Here is an 18,512-nt window from a genome sequence, read left to right as displayed (position 1 = left end):
CATCGGCTCCGCCCGGCCACCGGCCCCGCGGGGGCCGGGCCCTTCGTGCCGGGACGGCCCGCCACGGATGGGCCCCTCAGGCTTGCCGGCCCCCCCGGTACACGCCCTTCGGCCCGCCGACGCCCCACCCCACCCACGCCCCCGGCCCACGACTCGGACGCCGGCGGATCCACGCCCTCGTGGACCCCACGCGTCGACAACCCCGCAGGCAGCGGCCCGGGCAGCAGCGCGTGCACGGCTCCGAACCGTTCCCGTGAGGACGGGTAGGCGCCCCGAGGAGGCGCACTCGGGCGCGGGGCTGCGTCGTTGCGCAGCCGGCCGCCGGAACCAGGTGGTGAGGGCATGCAGCGGAACGACGCCGGTCTCAGCTCGAGCTGATCTCTCCAGGCCACCCCGACGGCCTGAAATCAACCACCCATAAACCCGGGCGGTTACCCCATTCGGGTCGGATCGTTGTACCCCCCGGGTCCCCGACCCAGCAGAGCGGCACCACCCGCCGCCGAACCGTTCCCGTGAGGACAACCGCATGACAGCGCCCCCCGGCACAGGCAGACGCGGCACCGCCCCGCTCGCCGGCGGACCCCACGGCCCCGACGCCCTGCAACCCCTCCTCGCCACCGTCCTCGACGCCCTCCGCACCGGAGCCCACGCCCGCGGCGGTCCCCTCCCCGCCGGCGGACCCGAGGCCGTCACCGCCCGCGTCACCGCCGCACTCGGCGACGTACTCCCCGACCACGGACACGGCGACCACGAAGCACTACGGACCCTCGTCCACACCCTCACCGCCGGCGCGGCCGACCCCGCAGACCCCCTCTGCGCAGCCCACCTGCACTGCCCGCCCCTCGCCGTCGCGGCCGCCGCCGACCTCGCCGCCAGCGCCCTCAACGCCTCCCTCGACTCCTGGGACCAGGCCCCCGCCGCCTCCGCCCTCGAAACCCTCCTCACCCGCACACTCGCCGCGGAGTTCCACGACACCCCCCACCCCGACGCCGTCCTCACCACCGGCGGCACCGAAGCCAACCACCTCGCCCTCCTCCTCGCCCGCGAACGCCACGGCCCCCACCTCACCGTCCTGCACGGCGCCAACGCCCACCACTCCATCCCGCGCGCCGCCTGGCTCCTCGGCCTGCCCCCCGCCCGCAGCCTCCCCACCCCCACCGGAACCCTCACCCCCGCCACCCTCGCCGAGGCACTCGCCACCACCACCGGCCCCGCCCTCGTCACCGCCACCGCAGGCACCACCGACGCCGGCCTCATCGACCCCCTCGACGCCCTCGCCGACCTCTGCGAACAGCACGGCGCCGACCTCCACATCGACGCCTCCTACGGCGGACTCCTCCACCTCAGCCCCCGCCACCGCCCCAAACTCGCCGGCCTGCACCGCGCCCGATCGATCACCATCGACCTGCACAAACTCGGCTGGCAGCCCATCGCCGCCGGACTCCTCACGGTCCCCGACACCACCCTCCTGGCCCCCCTCACCCACCAGGCCGACTACCTCAACGCCCCCGACGACACCCGAGCCGGACTGCCCGACCTCCTCGGCCGCTCCCTGCGCACCACCCGCCGCGCAGACGCCCTCAAAATCGCCGCCACCCTGCGCTCACTCGGCCGAGACGGCCTCATCCACCTCATCGACCGCACCTGCGCCCGCGCGGAACACCTCGCCCGGCTCCTCGAAGCACACCCCGCCTTCGAACTCCACGCCGCGCCCACCATCAGCACGGTCCTGTTCCGGCCCACCCACGCCGACGACACCGCCATCGCCACCCTGCGCCGCACCCTCCTCCTCGACGGCACCGCCGTACTGGGCCGGGCCACCGCCGACGGCCGCCTCTGGCTCAAGGCCACCCTGCTCAACCCCCACACCACGGCGGGGGACCTGGACGCCCTCGTGAACCTCCTGGAAGGCAGCACCCACCGATGACCGCCCAGCTCGATGCACCCCACGACCTCGTCGGAATCGGCATCGGCCCCTTCAATCTCTCCCTCGCGGCCCTCGCCCACGGCCTGCCCCAGCAAGGCGCCGGAGAACTCGCCACCGCCTTCTACGACCAGCGCCGCGACTTCCGCTGGCACCCCGGACTCCTCATCGACGGAGCCACCCTCCAAGTCCCCTTCCTCGCCGACCTCGTCACCCTCGCCGACCCCTCCAGCCCCTGGTCGTTCCTCAACTACCTCAAGCACAAGGAACGACTCTTCCCCTTCTACTTCGCCGAGAGCTTCCACATCCAGCGCGCCGAATACGATGCCTACTGCCGCTGGGTCGCCGGCCGCCTGCCCGGACTCCACTTCGGCCACCAAGTCGACGCCGTCCGCTGGAACCCCGAACGCGACCTCTTCGAAGTCGACTTCACCCAAGTCGACGCCGACGGCGAAGCCGAAGCCCTCGGCCGCACCTACACCCGCAACCTCGCCCTCGGCATCGGGACCGCCCCCTACGTCCCCGAACCACTGCGCCCCCTCGCCGAAGCCCCCACCGTCCCGGTGATCCACTCCTCCGAGTACCTCGACAACCGGCAGCGCATCCTCGGCGCCGACCACGTCACCGTCATCGGATCAGGCCAGTCCGGAGCCGAAGTCTTCCTCGACCTGCTCCGCTCCCGCCCCGCCGGCCGCGAACGCCTCACCTGGCTCGCCCGCACCCCCTCCTTCGCCCCCATGGAGTACTCCAAGCTCGGCCTGGAACACTTCACCCCCGACTACACCCGCTACTTCCACTCCCTCCCCGAACCCGTCCGCGACCGCCTCGTCCCCGCCCAATGGCAACTCCACAAGGGCATCGACGCCGCCACCATCGCCGCCATCCACGAGGAGCTCTACCGCCGCACCCTCGACGGAGGCTGGCCCGACGCCGTCCTCACCCCCGGAGTCAGCGTCCGCACCGCCGGCCGCGTCGCCACCACCAAGGTCGAACTCCACCTCGAACACGTGGACCAGGGCACCCGCTCCCGCCTCACCACCGACGCCGTCGTCCTCGCCACCGGCTACCGCGAACGCCCCCTCGCCCGCCTCCTCGCCGGACTCGACCCCTACCTGCGCAAGGACTCCTCCGGCCGCCCCCGCATCGACGACCGCTACCGGATGATCACCGACCCGGCCGTCACCGGCAGCGTCTTCGTCCAGAACGGCGAACGCCACACCCACGGCGTCGGAGCCCCCGACCTCGGCCTCGCCGCCTGGCGCAGCGCCGCCATCCTGAACACCCTGACGGGCAAAGAGCCCTACCCCCAGCCCACCCGCACCGCCTTCACCACCTTCGGCCTCGAACAGCGGGAGCACACCCGGCCCCAACCCGCCGGCGAACTGCTCCCACTGGTCGAGCATCCGTAAGGAGAAACGTTCAGAAGACGATGCTTTAGAAGACCGGTGCCCCGGCTCGGGTCAGCCGCCAGTCCACGGACGCGAACTGCGCCGGGTCCACCGTCCCCTTCGCCTTCACCCACTGGATGATCGTGTTGCGTATTTCATCCGAATTCGCCCACACCTGCTTGGACTGCGGCACGTGCGGGAAGTTCCCGCCACCCGAGGCCCGGTAGTTGTTCACCGCCAGCACGAACTGCGCCGCCGGATCCACCGGCTTCCCCTCGAACGACAGCCCCGAAATCCGCGAACCCACCGGCTCGGAGATGTCGATGTCGTACGTCAACCCGTACACAGCGTCGTAGTTGTAGTCCGGAGTACCCTCCGCGTTCGTCAGCTTCGCCGGATCCACCACCTCACCGGGAGCCGTCCGCACGTAGTACTTCGCCGAATACTCCAGATACTCCTTGACCTGCGCACCCGTCAGCAGCCGCGCCTCCAGCGTGTTCTCGAACGGATACAGACCCGCCGCATCCCTGATCGTCACCTGCCCGGCCGGAATCGCCGCCGTCCGCGAGAAACACGAAGCCTGCGACAGCACCGGCAGCGCACCCCACTCCGAACCCGCCAGCGCACCCCGCACCGTCTCCGCCTGCACATGGTTGATCAGATCGATGATCGCCACGTCCTTGACCGGCCCCTCCACCGAGGGCATCGCCTGCGTCGACGTACCGATCACCTGGTTCACATACGCCACGACCTTGCGGTGCTCGTCCGACAGCAGCCCCACGATCGCCGGGTCCTCCACCGCCGTATTCGAATTCAGCACCCGGGCCGACACCTTCGCCACCGACCAGCAGCCCCTCGCCCACGTCAGCTCGAAGTCGAACAACGTCAGCCGCTGCCCCCACTTCAACGGCTCGGACAACACCACGTCCTTGCCCGTCGCCTTGTTCCGCACCCGGTACTCCGAGATCTCCGTATGCGCGTGCCCCACCAGGATCGCGTCGATCCCCGGCACCTGCTCCGCCACCAGACCCGCCGCGTTCTCCACGTGCGGCAACTGGTCCCCGTAACTCGACGTGCCACTCGAACCCGAATGCGCCGACACGATCACCACATCCGCACCCAGCGACCGCAGCCGCGGCACATACTTCGCGGCCTGCTCCTCAAGACCCGGGAACGTCATCTTCCCCTGCACGTTCGCCTTGTCCCAGATCGCGATCCCCGGATTCGTCAGACCCAGCACCGCCACCTTCACATCCCGCCCGTGCGGAGTACGCAGCCGGTGCATGCTGTACGGCGGGAACGCCGGCCGCAACGTCTTCGCATCCAGCGCGTTCGCCCCCAGCAACGGGAACTCGCACTGCTCCTCGAACTTCCGCAGCACCGGAATGCCGTAATTGAACTCGTGGTTCCCCAGCGCCGCCGCGTCATACCCGATCGCGTTCATCGCCTGCGCCATCGGATGCACCGGACCACGCCGCGCCGTGATCGGATCCACCTTCGCGTAGTAGTACGAAAGCTGCGTCCCCTGAATGGTGTCCCCGGCGTCGATCAGCAGCGTGTTGCGCCGCCCCTTCTCCGCCCGCACCTGGTTCACCAGCGTCGAGATCTTCGCCAGACCGACGTCGTTGTGCGCCTTGTCGTCGAACTCCTTGTCCGTGAAGTAGTCCCAGTTGAAGACGTTCCCGTGCAGGTCCGTCGTCCCCATCACCGTGAACGCGTACGTCTTCGCCCCCGCGGCCGAAGCGCCGCCGGCCACGGCCTCAGCCGCGGCGGCCGGGGTGCTCGTGGCCCCCGCCAACGCCACAGCCGCCCCCGTCGCAGCCGAAGTGCCCAAGAATGTCCTACGGTCGAACGCCATGCCATCTCCCCTTGTGAGGTACAGGTGCACACAGGTAACGCGCGTAGATTCTGACCCAGCAGTAACAAGCCGCAACACCCCCACCAGGTTTCGATCCGATGACCGCCCCCGTACGAGCAGCAGTGCGAGAGTGAATCCATGACCCAGGACGCATCGCACCAGCCCTACGGAACCCCCGAAGTCCCCCGCGTCGCCGTCCGCGGCGAAGCCACCCTCGAAGTCGACCCCGAAATCGCCCGCATCGGCATCACCGTCAGCGCCCGCGGCACCGACCGGCGCACCGCCCTCGAAGACCTCACCCGCCGCAACAACGCCGTCCTCGACCTCGTCAAAAGCTACGGCGACCCCGTCGAAAAACTCGAAACCGGCGCCTTCTCCATCACCCCCGAACTCACCCGCCACGGCCGCGGCGAACGCATCCGCGCCTACCACGGACGCGTCCACCTCACCGCCGAACTCAACGACTTCACCACCCTCGGCGAACTCACCACCCGCCTCGCCGACCTCGAACTCACCCAGGTCGACGGACCCTGGTGGGCCCTGCGCCCCACCTCACCCGCCCACGGCGAAGCCCGCCGCCAAGCCGTACTCGAAGCCGTCCAACGCGCCCGCGAATACGCCGCCGCCCTCGGAGCCGAACTCGCCGCCCTCGTCGAACTCGCCGACCTCGGAGCCGAGAACGCCCCCACCCCCTTCCAGACAGCCGGCGCCGGAATGCGCACCATGGCCTTCAGCGCCGCCGAAGACGCAGGCGCCCCCGCCCTCGACCTCGAACCCCAGCGCCAGACCGTCTACGCACAGGTGAACGCACGCTTCACGATGACCCCTCCCCGACTCTGAAAACCCTGAAGCTGTGCCAGCCTAAAAATGGTGCCCGGGGGTGCTCATCAGAGCACCCCCATGCACATTCAACAATTGTCAACAACCTTTTGCTCAAAGGTTGTTGAGTGGACACCCGGAACCAATTTCCTACTCCCTGGTAGGGGCATACGCTCGCCCCATGCGCCGAGCGAAAATCGTATGTACCCTGGGCCCCGCCACCGACTCATACGACCAGATCAAAGCCCTGGTCGAAGCCGGAATGGACATCGCCCGCTTCAACCTCAGCCACGGCACCTACGCCGAACACGAGGACCGCTACCAGCGCGTCCGCAAGGCTTCCGACGAAACCGGCCGCAGCGTCGGCATCCTCGCCGACCTTCAAGGCCCGAAGATCCGCCTGGGCCGCTTCCGCGAAGGCCCCGTACTCCTTGAACGCGGCGACGAATTCACCATCACCGTCGAAGACCACGAAGGCGACCGCCACACCTGCGGCACCACCTACAAAGGCCTCGCCGCCGACGTCACCACCGGCGAACGCATCCTCGTAGACGACGGCCGCGTCACCCTCGAAGTCACCGCCGTCGACGGCCCCCGCGTCCACACCCGCGTCATCGAAGGCGGCATGGTCTCCGACAACAAGGGACTCAACCTCCCCGGCGTCGCAGTCTCCGTCCCCGCCCTCTCCGAAAAAGACATCGAAGACCTCCGCTGGGCCCTGCGCATCGGCGCCGACATCATCGCCCTCTCCTTCGTCCGCAGCGGAAGCGACATCGAAGACGTCCACCGCATCATGGACGAAGAAGGCCGACGCCTCCCCGTCATCGCCAAGGTCGAAAAGCCCCAAGCAGTCGAAAACATCGACGACATCGTCGCCGCCTTCGACGGCATCATGGTCGCCCGCGGAGACCTCGGCGTCGAAATGCCCCTGGAACAGGTCCCCATCGTCCAGAAGCGAGCCGTCAAGCTCGCCAAGCGCAACGCCAAGCCCGTCATCGTCGCCACCCAAATGCTCGACTCGATGATCGACAACTCCCGGCCCACCCGCGCCGAAGCATCCGACGTCGCCAACGCCGTCATCGACGGCACCGACGCCGTCATGCTCTCCGGCGAGACCAGCGTCGGCAAGTACGCCATCGAAACCGTCCGCACCATGGCCCGCATCGTCGAAGCCGCCGAAGAAGACATCCTCGCCAAGGGCCTCCCCCCGCTCACCGAGCGCAACAAGCCCCGCACCCAAGGCGGAGCAGTCGCCCGCGCCGCCGCCGAAATGGGCGACTTCCTCGGCGCGAAATTCCTCGTCGCCTTCACCCAGAGCGGAGACACCGTCCGCCGGCTCTCCCGCTACCGCTCACCCATCCCCCTCCTCGCCTTCACCCCCGACCCCGCCACCCGCTCCCAACTCAACCTCACCTGGGGCGTGGAAACCTTCCTCGGCCCCCACGTCGACTCCACCGACGCCATGGTCGCCCAGGTCGAAGAAGAACTCCTGCGCATCGGCCGCTGCGTACCCGGCGACGTCGTCGTCATCACCGCCGGCTCACCCCCCGGCGTCAGCGGATCCACCAACCTCGTCCGCATCCACCACATCGGCGACGCAGTCCGCTGACACCGCCCGCAAGCGGCTACAGCACCTCACGTATAAGACGCACCGCGTCGGGCAACACCAACCGGCTCTCACCCGCACTCGGGAAGTGCCCGCCCGACGCGGTCACCCGCGCCTCGGCGCCCAGCTCCCGCACGAACCGCATCACATGCTCACCCGTCGCCTCCCCTGTCACCGGGTCATCCGCCGCGTGCAGCACACGGAACTCCCGCGCAGCCCTGCGGATCCGCTGCCAGTCGAACTCCGGCGAGAAGAACGGCGCCAACGCGTCATACCCCACCTCGCCGGACATCGACGCCACGAACACCACCCCCGCGAACGCCCCCTCGGCCTCCGTGTCGTGCTCCTGCAGCAGCCGCAGCACATTCACCCCACCGAGACTGTGACCCACCAACACGGTCTCACCGGCCGGCGCACCCACCGTCTCCTCCCGCAGCCCCTTCAGCCACACATCGGCCTCCGGCGCGAAGGGCTCGGGGAAGTTCGGAATCCGCACCTCGTGCCCCTCGGTGGCGAACTCCTCACCCGTCGCCGTGTACCAGTGCTCCCCGGCGTTCATCCCGTACCCGTGCGCGATCACGATCTTGCCCATGGCTCCGCCCCTCGTATCCCTAGGTCGATCCTTCAATCAAAACGCTACGCCGCGTTTTGATAAAACGCTAGGGCTATCGTGAAGCCGTGTCAATCACTCCTTCGAGCAACTCTTCGAGCAACCCGCCCCGCACCGGCGGCCGCCTCCGCAACGAAGACGCCCACCACTCCGTCCTCGAAGCCACCGCCGCACTCCTCGTCGAGAACGGCTACGGCGCCCTCACCATCGAAGGCGTCGCCAAGCGCGCCAACGTCGCCAAGAGCACCGTCTACCGCTGGTGGAAATCCAAGCCCGCCCTCGTCATGGACGCCTACGCCCACGAAACCGCCGCCCGCGTCCCCGAACCCGACACCGGCACCCTCACCGGCGACCTCACCGCCTTCGTCACCGACCTCTACCGCATCGGCCGCGACCCCGTCCGCACCAAAGCCCTCACCGGCCTCATGGCCGAAGCCCAGCTCGACCCCGCCTTCGCCGAACCATTCCGCGCCTGGGTCGCCACCCGCCGCGATGTCGTTGCCACTCTCTTGACTCGGGCGGTAACGCGCGAGGAGCTCCCCACCACCACGGATCTCGACCACGCCACCGACCTGGTCTTCGGCCCGTTCTGGTACCGCCTCCTCATCGCCCACGCCCCCCTGGACCCAGCCGATGCGGAAGCCCACGTGGCGACGGTCCTGCACGGCCTGGCGGGCACCAAGACGCCTTGACCTCAAGCCGACTTGAGGTCATAGCCTCCCGGCATGACGACGACGAAGACGTACACACAGGACCAGCTCGCGGCCCAGCCCATCGGCTACTGGGCCCGCGAAGCCGCCAACCTCGCCATAGGCGGCCTCCGCGCCGCCCTCGCCGAAGAGAACCTCACCCAGCCCCACTGGTGGACCCTCAACCACGTGGCCGCCTCCCCAGCCCACTGGAAGCGCACGGCCCTCACCGAGAAGCTCACCCCGTACGACGACCAGGACACCGACTTCGACGCCCTCTACGACGACCTCGCGGCCCGGGGCTGGCTCACGGAGACGGGCGGCGTGCTGACCCTCACGGAGCAGGGCGAGGCCGGCCGCGTGCGCGCGCACGACCGCAACGCGAAGGTGCACGCGCGGATGCGGGAGGGTGTGGACGATGCGGCGTACGCGGCGACGATCGACGGCCTGCGGCGGCTGGTCGCCAACCTGGGCGGTAGCGGCGACCTGCCGGGCTAGTACTTCGGACCGATGTGCTCGTCCATGAGCGCGACGGACGCCTTCCTTGCGATGGACACGTTGAACGGGTCGCTGCCCCGGGCCAGGATCGTCCACTGGACGCCGACCTTCGCGAGGGTGTCCGTGCAGAGCTTCCGGATGTCGTCGGACTTGTTGGTGAAGAAGTACCGGGGGTACTCGTAGCGCTTGCCGTTGCGGACGGTCCAGTTGGTGACCCGGCACCCGTCGGAGTGGATCAGCCCCCGGATGAACTCCCATGGGTGGGCGTCCACGATGGCCTGCTGCCAGTCCACGAGGGCGATGCGGCGGTCATGCTTCTTGCCGGGACCGTGCTGCGGGAAGAGGCACTCAAGGTGCTTCGAGTAGACCTTGATGTTGTGGCAGCCGACTTTGCGGACCCGGCAGACCTGGTTGAAGGGGAATACCCGTTGTACGGCTTGCTCAGCCAGGTCCATGAGCCCGGGCCAGTGATCGTCGCAGGTGATCATGAGGTTGGGCACTCGGTGGCCCGAGTAGCGGCTTATGTGGCCGTCGCCAAGGTAGAGGCCAAGCAGGTACGAGTAGGCGGGTAGGTCGAGCGGGCTGTCATCGCAGCGGGGGCAATCTGGATTGTGAGAACCGGGGCACTCGTCGCGCTTGGACCGGTCCACGTGTTTCCAGTAGCCGACGGTGCCCAGCGGCACATTGAGGCGCCGGGCTACTTCAGCATTTCGTGTGCCGCTGCGCAGTAGCGAAACGGCCATTTGTCGTACTTCGAGCGCGTGAAACTCCATGATGCCACTCTGAGCGACGCGCGATGGCTGTACGTAGCAAAAAGCGGACGTTCACGCGAAGGTGAACGTCCGCTTTTCGGACAGTGCCGGGTGCGGGACTCGAACCCGCAAGCCCTCACGGGCAGATGTGTTTGAGACATCCGTGTATGCCATTCCACCAACCCGGCAAGGTTGCACGTCGGAGTGTACCGGGTGACCATGCTGCGCCGCTGCTAGGTAGGCTCATCCAAGCAGCACAGCCCCGCAAAGAGGAGCCGCAGTGACCGCCGAGCACGAGTCGACGCCCACGCCCGACGCCGACCAGTCGCACGTTCCGCCGCTGACGACGCGCGTCGTCATCGCCGAGGACGAGGCGCTCATCCGTCTCGACCTCAAGGAGATGCTCGAAGAGGAGGGCTACGCCGTCGTCGGGGAGGCCGGAGACGGGCAGACCGCCGTCGAGCTGGCCCGGGAGCACCGTCCCGACCTGGTCATCCTTGATGTGAAGATGCCCGTCCTGGACGGGATCTCCGCGGCCGAGAAGATCGCGGAGGAGTCCATCGCCCCCGTGCTGATGCTGACCGCGTTCTCGCAGCGCGATCTCGTCGAGCGCGCGCGTGACGCCGGGGCCATGGCGTACCTCGTGAAGCCCTTCAGCAAGAGCGACGTCGTCCCGGCCATCGAGATGGCCGTCTCGCGCTTCGCCGAGCTCCGTGCGCTGGAGAAGGAGGTCGCCGACCTCTCGCTCCGCCTGGAGACCCGCAAGCTCGTGGACCGCGCGAAGAGCATCCTGCAGACGCAGTACGGGCTCTCGGAGCCGGCCGCCTTCCGCTGGATCCAGAAGACCTCCATGGACCGCCGGATGTCCATGCAGCAGGTCGCCGAGGCCGTCATCGAGGACGCCGAGGAGAAGAAGGCCGCCGCCAAGGGTGAGTAGTAGGACGTAGCGAGAACGAACGAGGCCCGCCTCCGGATCCAGGATCCGGAGGCGGGCCTCACTCGTACGACGAGGGGGAGTGCTCAGTCCTCGCCGAGGTACGCCTTGCGGACGTCCTCGTTGTGCAGGAGCTCCTGGCCGGTGCCGGACAGGACGATCTTGCCGATCTCCATCACGTGGGCCGTGTCGGCCAGCGAGAGGGCGGCCTGGGCGTTCTGCTCGACCAGGAGGATCGTGGTGCCGGTCGCCTTGAGTTCGGCGATGGTGGCCATGATCTTCTGCATCATCAGCGGGGAGAGGCCCATGGAGGGCTCGTCCAGCATGAGCAGCTTGGGCTGGCACATGAGGGCGCGGCCCATGGCGAGCATCTGCTGCTCGCCGCCCGAGAGGGTTCCGGCGGCCTGCTTGCGGCGCTCTCCCAGGATGGGGAAGAGGTCGTAGGCGCGCTGGATGTCCTTCTCGATGCCTTCTTTGTCCGTACGGAGGAAGGCGCCGAGCTGGAGGTTCTCGGTGATCGTCAGCCGGGGGAAGATGTGGCGTCCCTCGGGGGAGTGCGCCAGCTTCATGGAGACGATCTTGTGGGCGGGTACGCCGGCCAGGGGCTTGCCGTCGAAGGTGATGTTGCCCGCGGTGGGCTTGAGGAGCCCGGAGAGGGTGCGCAGGGTGGTCGTCTTGCCGGCGCCGTTGGTGCCGACGAGGCAGACGATTTCGCCTTCGTTGACTTCGAAGGAGATGCCCTTGACGGCTTCGATCTTGCCGTAGGCGACTTTGAGGTCTTCGACCTTGAGCAGTGCGGTCACTTGGCCTCTCCTTCCGTGTCCGTGCTGGTGGTGCTGTCCGCGTCCGCGTCCGTGTCGGCGGCGTCCGGGGCGGCGGCTTCGGCGGCCTCGACTTCGGCCACTTCCTCCGCGCCGGGGGCGCCTTCGAAGGGTTCGCCGAGGTAGGCGGCGATGACGCGTTCGTCGCCCTGGACTTCGGAGGCGGTGCCCTCGATGAGTTTTTCGCCCTGGACGAGGCAGGCGACGCGGTCGCAGAGGTTGAAGATGAAGCGCATGTCGTGCTCGATGACGAGGACGGCGATGCCCATGTCGCGGATCGCGAAGATGAGTTCTTCGGCGGCGCGGGTTTCCTGCGGGTTCATGCCGGCGGTGGGCTCGTCCAGGAGGATGAGGCCGGGGTCGCTGGCCAGCGCGCGGGCGATTTCGAGCTTGCGCTGTTCACCGTAGGGGAGGTTCTTCGCGAGGTGTCCGGCCTTGTGCTTCAGGCCGATGAACTCCAGGAGTTCCATGGCGCGCGCTTCGCTGGCGGCTTCGGCCTTCTTGAAGCCGGGGCCGCGCAGGAGGGCGGACCAGAGGCCTTCCTTGGTGCGGGTGTGGCGTCCGACGAGGACGTTTTCCAGCACGGTCATGTTGTGGAAGAGCCGGATGTTCTGGAAGGTGCGGGCGACGCCTGCTGCGGTGACCTTGTGGGGCGTGGGCGGCAGGACGGTGCCCTTGTAGCTGACGGTTCCCTCGGTGGGGACGTACAGCCCGGTGAGGCAGTTGAAGAAGGTGGTCTTGCCGGCGCCGTTGGGGCCGATGAGGCCGACGATCTCGCCGGCGTTGACCGTGAGGTCGACGCCCTTGACGGCGGTGAGGCCGCCGAAGCGCATGGTGACGCCGCTGGCTTCGAGCACGGTGGTCGTGGTGGTGGTGTCTGTGGTGGTCATGTCGTTCACGCCCCCGCCTTGGCGGTGGCCAGGTCCGTGGGGGCCTGGTCAGTCGTCTCTTCGTCGTGGTACTCGAGCTTCGCGCGCTTGTTGGCGATGAGGCCTTCGGGGCGGAAGCGCATGAGCAGGATGAGGGCGATGCCGAAGGCGAGGAGCTGGTAGTCCTGGAGGAAGGCCAGTTTCGCCGGGATCAGGAAGAGCAGTGCGGCGCCGAGGATGGGGCCGCGGATGGTGCCCATGCCGCCGAGGATGACGGCGGCGAGGAGGAACGCGGAGTTCGGCGGGACGGGCCCGGCGAAGACGTAGTTCTCGGGGACGACCGTGCTGTTGACGTGTGCCTGGACGGTGCCGGCGAGGCCGGCGAGGGTGGCGCCGAGGGCGAAGGCGATGAGCTTGACCTTGAAGCCGTTGATGCCCATGGCTTCGGCGGCGGTCTCGTCTTCGCGGATGGCGACCCAGGCGCGGCCGATGCGGCTGTTGCCGGCGCGGGCGAAGATCACGATGACCAGGGCCATCACGAGCAGCATCAGGAAGTAGTAGTTGGCGTAGGCGCCGAGGGTGATGCCGCCGACCACGTGGGATTCCCCGAAGTTCCACCCGAAGAGTTCGAGGTGGGGGATGTTGGGGATGCCGTTGGGGCCGTTGGTGATGTCGGGGCCGGACTGGCCGTCGAGGTTGCCCATGGCGATGCGGAAGATTTCTCCGAAGCCGAGGGTGACGATGGCGAGGTAGTCGCCGCGCAGGCGGAGGGTCGGTGCGCCGATGACCACGCCGAAGATGAGCGAGGCGAGGGCGCCGACGATGACCGCTGCCCAGAAGGGCAGTTGGATGCCGAACGCGGAGGCGGTGCTTCCGGAGACCAGGGCCGCGGCGTAGGCGCCGACGCCGAGGAAGGCGACGTAGCCGAGGTCGAGGAGGCCGGCGAGGCCGACGACGACGTTGAGGCCGAGGGCGACGGTCGCGAAGATCAGGATGTTGACCGCGATGAGCGTGTAGGTGTCGCCGCTTTGCTGGATGAACGGGAAGGCGATCGCGGCGGCGGCGGTCCCGATGAGGGTGACCTGCCGGTTCTTCGCCGTGATGGTGCTGAACCGGTCCAGGAGGCCCGACTTGAGCAGGCCGAAGGCGGCGAAGCCGACGGTGATCAGGTAGGCGACGAAGAGCTGCGGTTCCTTGTCGTCGGTGTCGATGCCGAAGGTGACGACGTAGAGGCCGAGGGCGAAGACGCCGGTGATGATGAGGATCTCGGCCCAGGAGGGCAGCGGCTTGGCGGGGGCCGCCTTGTGGCTGTCGTCGGTGAGCTTCAGCGCGGCGAGGGCCGGGATGAGCGAGCCGACGAGGGCTGCGTAGGCGCCGGGGTCGAGGTCGGCGATCTTGCCGAGGACGACGACGATGGAGATGACCGTGAACCAGGTGGCCAGGAAGTTTCCGAGGGCCAGGAACTTGACGGCCTTGTGGGATCCGGCGGGGGTCAGCCAGTGGAAGCCCTTGATGCCGAGCGCGGAGAGCGCGAAGGCGAGGGTGAGGGCTGCTCCGACGAGGGTGACGTACTGGAGGCTGGCGGGGCTGCCGTAGTAGGTCAGGTCACCGGGGAACTCGTCGGTCCACGTCCAGGCCAGGAAGGCGCTGACGATGGTGAGGAGGCTGCCGGCGACGACCGCGTAGAGCAGTGCGGCGGGGGCGGGGCCCTGCTTGGCCGGGGCGGTCTGCGGGGTGGTGTTGGTGGTCATGGTTCTCACGCCCGATCCGCGACGCGCTCACCGAGCAGGCCTTGTGGCCGCACGAGGAGGACGACGATGAGGAGTACGAAGGCCCAGACGTTGGACCAGGCTCCACCGCCGAGCTGCTGCATGCCGGGGATCTCTTCGATGTATGCGATCGAGAGGGCTTCGGCGAGGCCGAGGACCACGCCGCCGACCATGGCGCCGTAGATGTTGCCGATGCCGCCGAGGACGGCTGCGGTGAAGGCCTTCAGTCCGAGGATGAAGCCCATCTCGAAGTTGATCTGGCCCTTGTCGACGCCGTAGGCGACGGCTGCGACGGCGGCGAACGCGGCACCGATGGCGAAGGCCATGACGATGATGCGGTCGGTGTTGATGCCCATCAGCTTGGCGGTGTCGGGGTCCTGCGCGGTGGCCTGCATGGCTCGGCCGCTGCGGCTCTTGGAGACGAAGATGCCGAGGGCGAGCATGCACAGGGGTGCGAGGACGAGGACGAAGGCGTCCGCGCGCTGGATGGCGAGGCTGTCGGTGATCTTGAAGGCCGCGCCCTTGAATTCGGGGAAGCTGACGGCCTTCTTGGCGTCCGGGTAGAACTGCCAGACGAGCTGCTGGAGCGCGATCGAGAGGCCGATTGCGGTGATGAGCGGGGCGAGCCGGGGTGCGCTGCGCAGGGGTCGGTACGCGAAGCGTTCGGCTGCGGTGGCCACGGCGACTGAGGCGAGTGCGCCTCCGACGATCATGACGGGTATCGCGATCAGCAGGGATGTGCCGGTCGGGAGGACGGTGTACGCGGTGAGCGCGCCGAACCCGCCGATCATGAATATCTCGCCGTGGGCGAAGTTGATGAGCTGGACGATGCCGTAGACCATGGTGTACCCGATGGCGATGAGGCCATAGAGAGCACCGAGGGACAGGCCGTTGGCCAGCTGTTGCGGCAGTTCGTGCACCGCAGGGCCTCCGATGAGCGTGTCGGATAAGACTCCGCGCGAGGGCGCTGTTGCGCCCTCGCGCGGCTGGTTCTTTGGGGAGGGTGGGCCCGGTCGGACGGACCGGGCCCGGTACTACTGGATTACTGGTTGAACGTGTCGCTCTTGACGTCGACCCACTTGCCGCCCTCGACCTTGTAGACCGTGAGCTGCTTGTTGGTGGTGTCGCCGTACTGGTCGAATGCGACCTTGCCGGTCACGCCCTCGAAGGAGACCTTGGAGAGGGCGTCGACGACGGCGGCGCGGGCACCGTCGGCCGGGAGCTTGCCACCGTTGGCGGCGGCGACGGCCTTGACGGCCTGGATGATGGACCAGCCGGCGTCGTAGGAGTAGCCGCCGTAGGCCGCGTACGGGTCCTTGTAGCCGCCGGCCGCGTAGTCCGCGATGAAGGTCTTGGCGGTGGGGAGCTTCTCGACCGGGTAACCGATGGAGGTGGAGAGGTCGCCCTCGTTGGCCTCACCGGAGGCGCTGATGAAGGCGGGGTCCTGGATGCCGTCGCCGCCCATGAGCGGGACGTTGGCGCCGGCCTTCTTGATCTGGTCGGCGAGCAGGCCGCCCTCGGGGTACTGGCCGCCGAAGTAGACGGAGTCGGCGCCGGAGCTCTTGACCTTGTCGGCGGTGGAGGAGAAGTCGGTCTCCTTCACGGTGACGTGGTCGGTGCCGATGACCTCGCCGCCGAGCTTCTTGAACTCGTCGGAGAAGATCGCGGCCAGGCCGGCGCCGTAGGTCTGCTTGTCGTCGACGACGAAGACCTTCTTCTTGCCGGCGTCCTTGAAGAGGTACTGGGCGGCGAACTTGCCCTGGACCACGTCGGTGGCGGCGGTGCGGAAGTAGGTCTTGAAGGGGCGCTTGTACTCGCCCTTGCCCCAGTTGTCGCCCTGGCTGAGCGAGGGGTTGGTGTTGGCGGGCGAGACCTGCGCCAGGTTGGCGGAGGCGAAGACGCCCTGCATCTGCTGGGCGACGCCGGAGTTCAGCGGGCCGACGACACCGATGACCTCCTTGTTGCCGACGAGCTTGGTGGCGTTGGCCTGACCGGAGGCGGGGACCGCCTGGTCGTCGAGGGCCTCGACCTTGAACTCGATGCCCGGGACCTCGTTGTTCTTGTTGGCCGTCTTGGCCGCGAGGTCGACAGAGTTCTTGATGCCCTGGCCGAGCGCGGAGAGGGAGCCGGTGAGCGGGGCGTCCACGCCGATGACGACGACGGTCTTGGCTCCGTCGGTCTTGTCCGCGGGCTTGCCCTCGTCGCGGGATCCGCAGGCGGTGAGGGTCAGTGCACCCGTGGTGAGGACGGTGGTGAGGACGAGCAAAGAACGGTGTCGCACGATTCTTCCTTTCCCTGGCGCGGCCGCCTCAGATGAGGTGCCGATTGTTCGCCGGGCCGCACTGGGAGGTCCACGGCCGTGCTGAGTCGCACCTTGCGGCGCGGTGACTGGCCGTGACTCTAGGCCCGAGGTGGCGAATGCGGGGAGGCGGGAAAGGAGGATGTGACGCTCTTGTTATGCCAAGGCCAAGAATGTGCGGCGGGAGTGCGGACAGATCGGGCGTTTAGCGACCTCGGGGATTGACCACATGCTGAGAAATCCCCGTTCCTCTAAGGGGCTTGAGGGCCTCATGGTCCTGTCATAGATCAAAACGGGCCGAATGTTGCAGTGCGTGGCCGAAAGAATCCATCGGGTGGCATTCAGGAAGGTAAAGGGCTGATTCTGCAAGGTATGGATGTGACGCACGGTAGCGGAATTACCTGATCGACTTGGGCAGTTGGATCTTCCGCGGGTGGCAAAAGGCCCCTCGACCTGCGAAGGGGCGGTACGTCGACAAGTGACCGGAAGCCGGACATGGCACGCACGATTCCGGTCACCCGGATCACCGGGGAGGGCGCCAGTTCTCGGAGCTCCGGGTGGCGCCGTCCTGCTCGGCGCAGCGCTGTGTCACGAGCCGGTCGATCAGCTCAAGTCCCTTTGTCTGCCCATGGGTTCGCTCCTCGGCCCGGCCGGCGGCGACGGCTTCCTCGTGGATCGCGTACTGATCGTTGGACAGACCCTTCTGCTCCCAGTCCAGCCCTGACCACTTGCTGCCCTTGAGTGCCTCTTTCGCCCAGTACGAGACCAGGGCGGTGCAGATCTGGGCAGGTGGGGAGGGGCTGGGCGCGGCGGCGGAGGAGCTCGGGGCGGCGTGCGGGGCGGAGTTGGAGCATCCGGGCAGGACCAGTGCGGCGAGGACGGCGGCGGCGTACGGGAGCGCGGTGCGTGGCGTGGTCCCCATGGGGGGACGGTAGGCCGTCACCATCGGTGACACAACAGCCTGTGGTGGAGCGTGTGCGGACTGGCGGATTCCGGGCGGGCGGCGGGTGCGGGAGTGGCGGGGTGCGGGAGTGGCGGGCGCGCCGCGGGGTGCAGGGGTCGCAGGGGTGCAGGGGTGCAGGGGTGCAGGGGGTGCAGAGGTGGCGGGTGTGCCGCGGGTGGTTCCGGCGGATGCGGCGAGGGCCCGGCCCCCGCCCCTCGCGGGGCGGGCCCGGGCCCGTGGCCGGGCGCGTCGGGGTCAGGCCCCGGGGGCCGCTTCGACGTCGCGCAGCAGGCAGGTCAGGCGCGCGGTGCAGACCCGGCGGTCCTGTTCGTCGGTGATGACCACCTCGTAGGTGGCCGTGGAGCGGCCCCGGTGCACGGGGGTCGCGACGCCGGTGACCAGGCCGGATCGGGCGCCGCGGTGGTGGGTGCAGTTCAGGTCGACGCCGACGGCGACCTTGGTGATGCCGCCGTGCATCATCGCGCCGACCGAGCCGAGGGTCTCGGCGAGCACGGCGGAGGCCCCGCCGTGGAGGAGTCCGTAGGGCTGGGTGTTGCCCTCGACGGGCATGGTGGCGACGACGCGCTCGGCGGAGGCTTCGAGGATGCGGATGTCCATCCGCTTGCCGAGGTCCCCCGCCGAGAACAGTGCGGGCAGGTCGATGCCCAGGGCCGTGTACTCGTCGAGGACCTCCTGCGGGAACTTCACCGCGTGCTGCTGCTCGCCCATGGGC

Annotated in this window: 17 protein-coding genes and 1 tRNA gene; 7 read left to right on the top strand and 11 right to left on the bottom strand. The window is 68.4% G+C overall.

Annotated features, from left to right (window positions below; translation table 11 throughout):
* Positions 1-526: 526 nt before the first annotated feature.
* Positions 527-1,927, top strand: a complete 1,401-nt coding sequence (locus tag AC061S_RS05730; RefSeq protein ID WP_478684729.1) for a pyridoxal phosphate-dependent decarboxylase family protein — start codon at positions 527-529, stop codon at positions 1,925-1,927.
* Positions 1,924-3,333 carry a lysine N(6)-hydroxylase/L-ornithine N(5)-oxygenase family protein gene (locus tag AC061S_RS05725; protein WP_478684728.1) on the top strand — a complete coding sequence of 470 codons (1,410 nt, stop codon included), beginning with the start codon at positions 1,924-1,926 and terminating at the stop codon, positions 3,331-3,333. Before AC061S_RS05730 ends, AC061S_RS05725 begins: the two co-directional genes overlap by 4 nt.
* A 25-nt stretch (positions 3,334-3,358) precedes the next feature.
* Here the strand turns inward: AC061S_RS05725 and AC061S_RS05720 are convergent, their stop codons facing one another.
* Complete coding sequence (locus tag AC061S_RS05720; protein ID WP_478684727.1) at positions 3,359-5,170, bottom strand: bifunctional metallophosphatase/5'-nucleotidase; 1,812 nt, start codon at positions 5,168-5,170, stop codon at positions 3,359-3,361.
* A 138-nt stretch (positions 5,171-5,308) separates the two neighbouring features.
* Between AC061S_RS05720 and AC061S_RS05715 the strand changes: the two genes are divergently transcribed.
* Both AC061S_RS05715 and pyk read left to right on the top strand, forming a co-directional pair.
* On the top strand, positions 5,309-6,010 hold the full coding sequence (locus tag AC061S_RS05715; RefSeq protein ID WP_478684726.1) for an SIMPL domain-containing protein: 702 nt from the start codon (positions 5,309-5,311) through the stop codon (positions 6,008-6,010).
* Positions 6,011-6,170: 160 nt separating this feature from the next.
* On the top strand, positions 6,171-7,598 hold the full coding sequence (pyk, locus tag AC061S_RS05710; RefSeq protein ID WP_478684725.1) for a pyruvate kinase: 1,428 nt from the start codon (positions 6,171-6,173) through the stop codon (positions 7,596-7,598).
* Positions 7,599-7,614: 16 nt separating this feature from the next.
* On the opposite strand, the gene AC061S_RS05705 is transcribed toward pyk, so the two are convergent.
* A complete protein-coding gene (locus AC061S_RS05705) occupies positions 7,615-8,187 on the bottom strand; it encodes an RBBP9/YdeN family alpha/beta hydrolase (RefSeq protein ID WP_478684724.1) in 573 nt (190 codons plus the stop codon).
* An 86-nt stretch (positions 8,188-8,273) separates the two neighbouring features.
* Here AC061S_RS05705 and AC061S_RS05700 point away from each other — a divergent pair, with 86 nt between their 5' ends.
* Both AC061S_RS05700 and AC061S_RS05695 read left to right on the top strand, forming a co-directional pair.
* A complete protein-coding gene (locus tag AC061S_RS05700; protein WP_478684723.1) occupies positions 8,274-8,897 on the top strand; it encodes a TetR/AcrR family transcriptional regulator in 624 nt (207 codons plus the stop codon).
* Positions 8,898-8,930: 33 nt separating this feature from the next.
* The gene (locus tag AC061S_RS05695) at positions 8,931-9,392 is read left to right on the top strand and encodes a MarR family transcriptional regulator (protein WP_478684722.1); all 462 of its coding nucleotides are present in this window, start codon (positions 8,931-8,933) and stop codon (positions 9,390-9,392) included.
* Here the strand turns inward: AC061S_RS05695 and AC061S_RS05690 are convergent.
* Both AC061S_RS05690 and AC061S_RS05685 read right to left on the bottom strand, forming a co-directional pair.
* Positions 9,389-10,165, bottom strand: coding sequence for a helix-turn-helix domain-containing protein (locus tag AC061S_RS05690; protein WP_478684721.1), 777 nt, complete (start codon positions 10,163-10,165; stop codon positions 9,389-9,391). The two genes, AC061S_RS05695 and AC061S_RS05690, sit on opposite strands and share 4 nt — an antisense overlap.
* 84 nt (positions 10,166-10,249) lie before the next feature.
* Positions 10,250-10,332, bottom strand: a tRNA-Leu gene (locus AC061S_RS05685).
* A 92-nt stretch (positions 10,333-10,424) separates the two neighbouring features.
* Between AC061S_RS05685 and AC061S_RS05680 the strand changes: the two genes are divergently transcribed.
* Positions 10,425-11,081 carry an ANTAR domain-containing response regulator gene (locus AC061S_RS05680; RefSeq protein ID WP_405494097.1) on the top strand — a complete coding sequence of 219 codons (657 nt, stop codon included), beginning with the start codon at positions 10,425-10,427 and terminating at the stop codon, positions 11,079-11,081.
* An 83-nt stretch (positions 11,082-11,164) separates the two neighbouring features.
* Here AC061S_RS05680 and AC061S_RS05675 read toward each other — a convergent pair whose 3' ends face one another.
* The 7 genes from AC061S_RS05675 to AC061S_RS05645 form a co-directional block, all read right to left on the bottom strand.
* On the bottom strand, positions 11,165-11,881 hold the full coding sequence (locus tag AC061S_RS05675) for an ABC transporter ATP-binding protein (RefSeq protein WP_385379383.1): 717 nt from the start codon (positions 11,879-11,881) through the stop codon (positions 11,165-11,167).
* Entirely contained in the window at positions 11,878-12,789 is a 912-nt protein-coding gene (locus tag AC061S_RS05670) for an ABC transporter ATP-binding protein (protein WP_478684720.1), read from the bottom strand. The genes AC061S_RS05675 and AC061S_RS05670 overlap by 4 nt, the downstream gene beginning before the upstream one ends.
* 5 nt (positions 12,790-12,794) lie before the next feature.
* Complete coding sequence (locus AC061S_RS05665) at positions 12,795-14,519, bottom strand: branched-chain amino acid ABC transporter permease (RefSeq protein WP_478684775.1); 1,725 nt, start codon at positions 14,517-14,519, stop codon at positions 12,795-12,797.
* A gap of 5 nt (positions 14,520-14,524) precedes the next feature.
* On the bottom strand, positions 14,525-15,457 hold the full coding sequence (locus AC061S_RS05660) for a branched-chain amino acid ABC transporter permease (RefSeq protein WP_478684719.1): 933 nt from the start codon (positions 15,455-15,457) through the stop codon (positions 14,525-14,527).
* Between the two features lie 122 nt (positions 15,458-15,579).
* Positions 15,580-16,818: a branched-chain amino acid ABC transporter substrate-binding protein gene (locus AC061S_RS05655; RefSeq protein WP_478684718.1), complete on the bottom strand. Its 1,239-nt coding sequence runs from the start codon at positions 16,816-16,818 to the stop codon at positions 15,580-15,582.
* Positions 16,819-17,359: 541 nt separating this feature from the next.
* Positions 17,360-17,758: a hypothetical protein gene (locus tag AC061S_RS05650; RefSeq protein ID WP_478684717.1), complete on the bottom strand. Its 399-nt coding sequence runs from the start codon at positions 17,756-17,758 to the stop codon at positions 17,360-17,362.
* 276 nt (positions 17,759-18,034) lie between these two features.
* The gene (locus AC061S_RS05645; RefSeq protein WP_266909588.1) at positions 18,035-18,508 is read right to left on the bottom strand and encodes a PaaI family thioesterase; all 474 of its coding nucleotides are present in this window, start codon (positions 18,506-18,508) and stop codon (positions 18,035-18,037) included.
* Positions 18,509-18,512: the final 4 nt, after the last annotated feature.

The organism is Streptomyces sp. CA189, from assembly GCF_056428985.1.
This window is presented reverse-complemented; position numbering and strand designations above follow the sequence as displayed.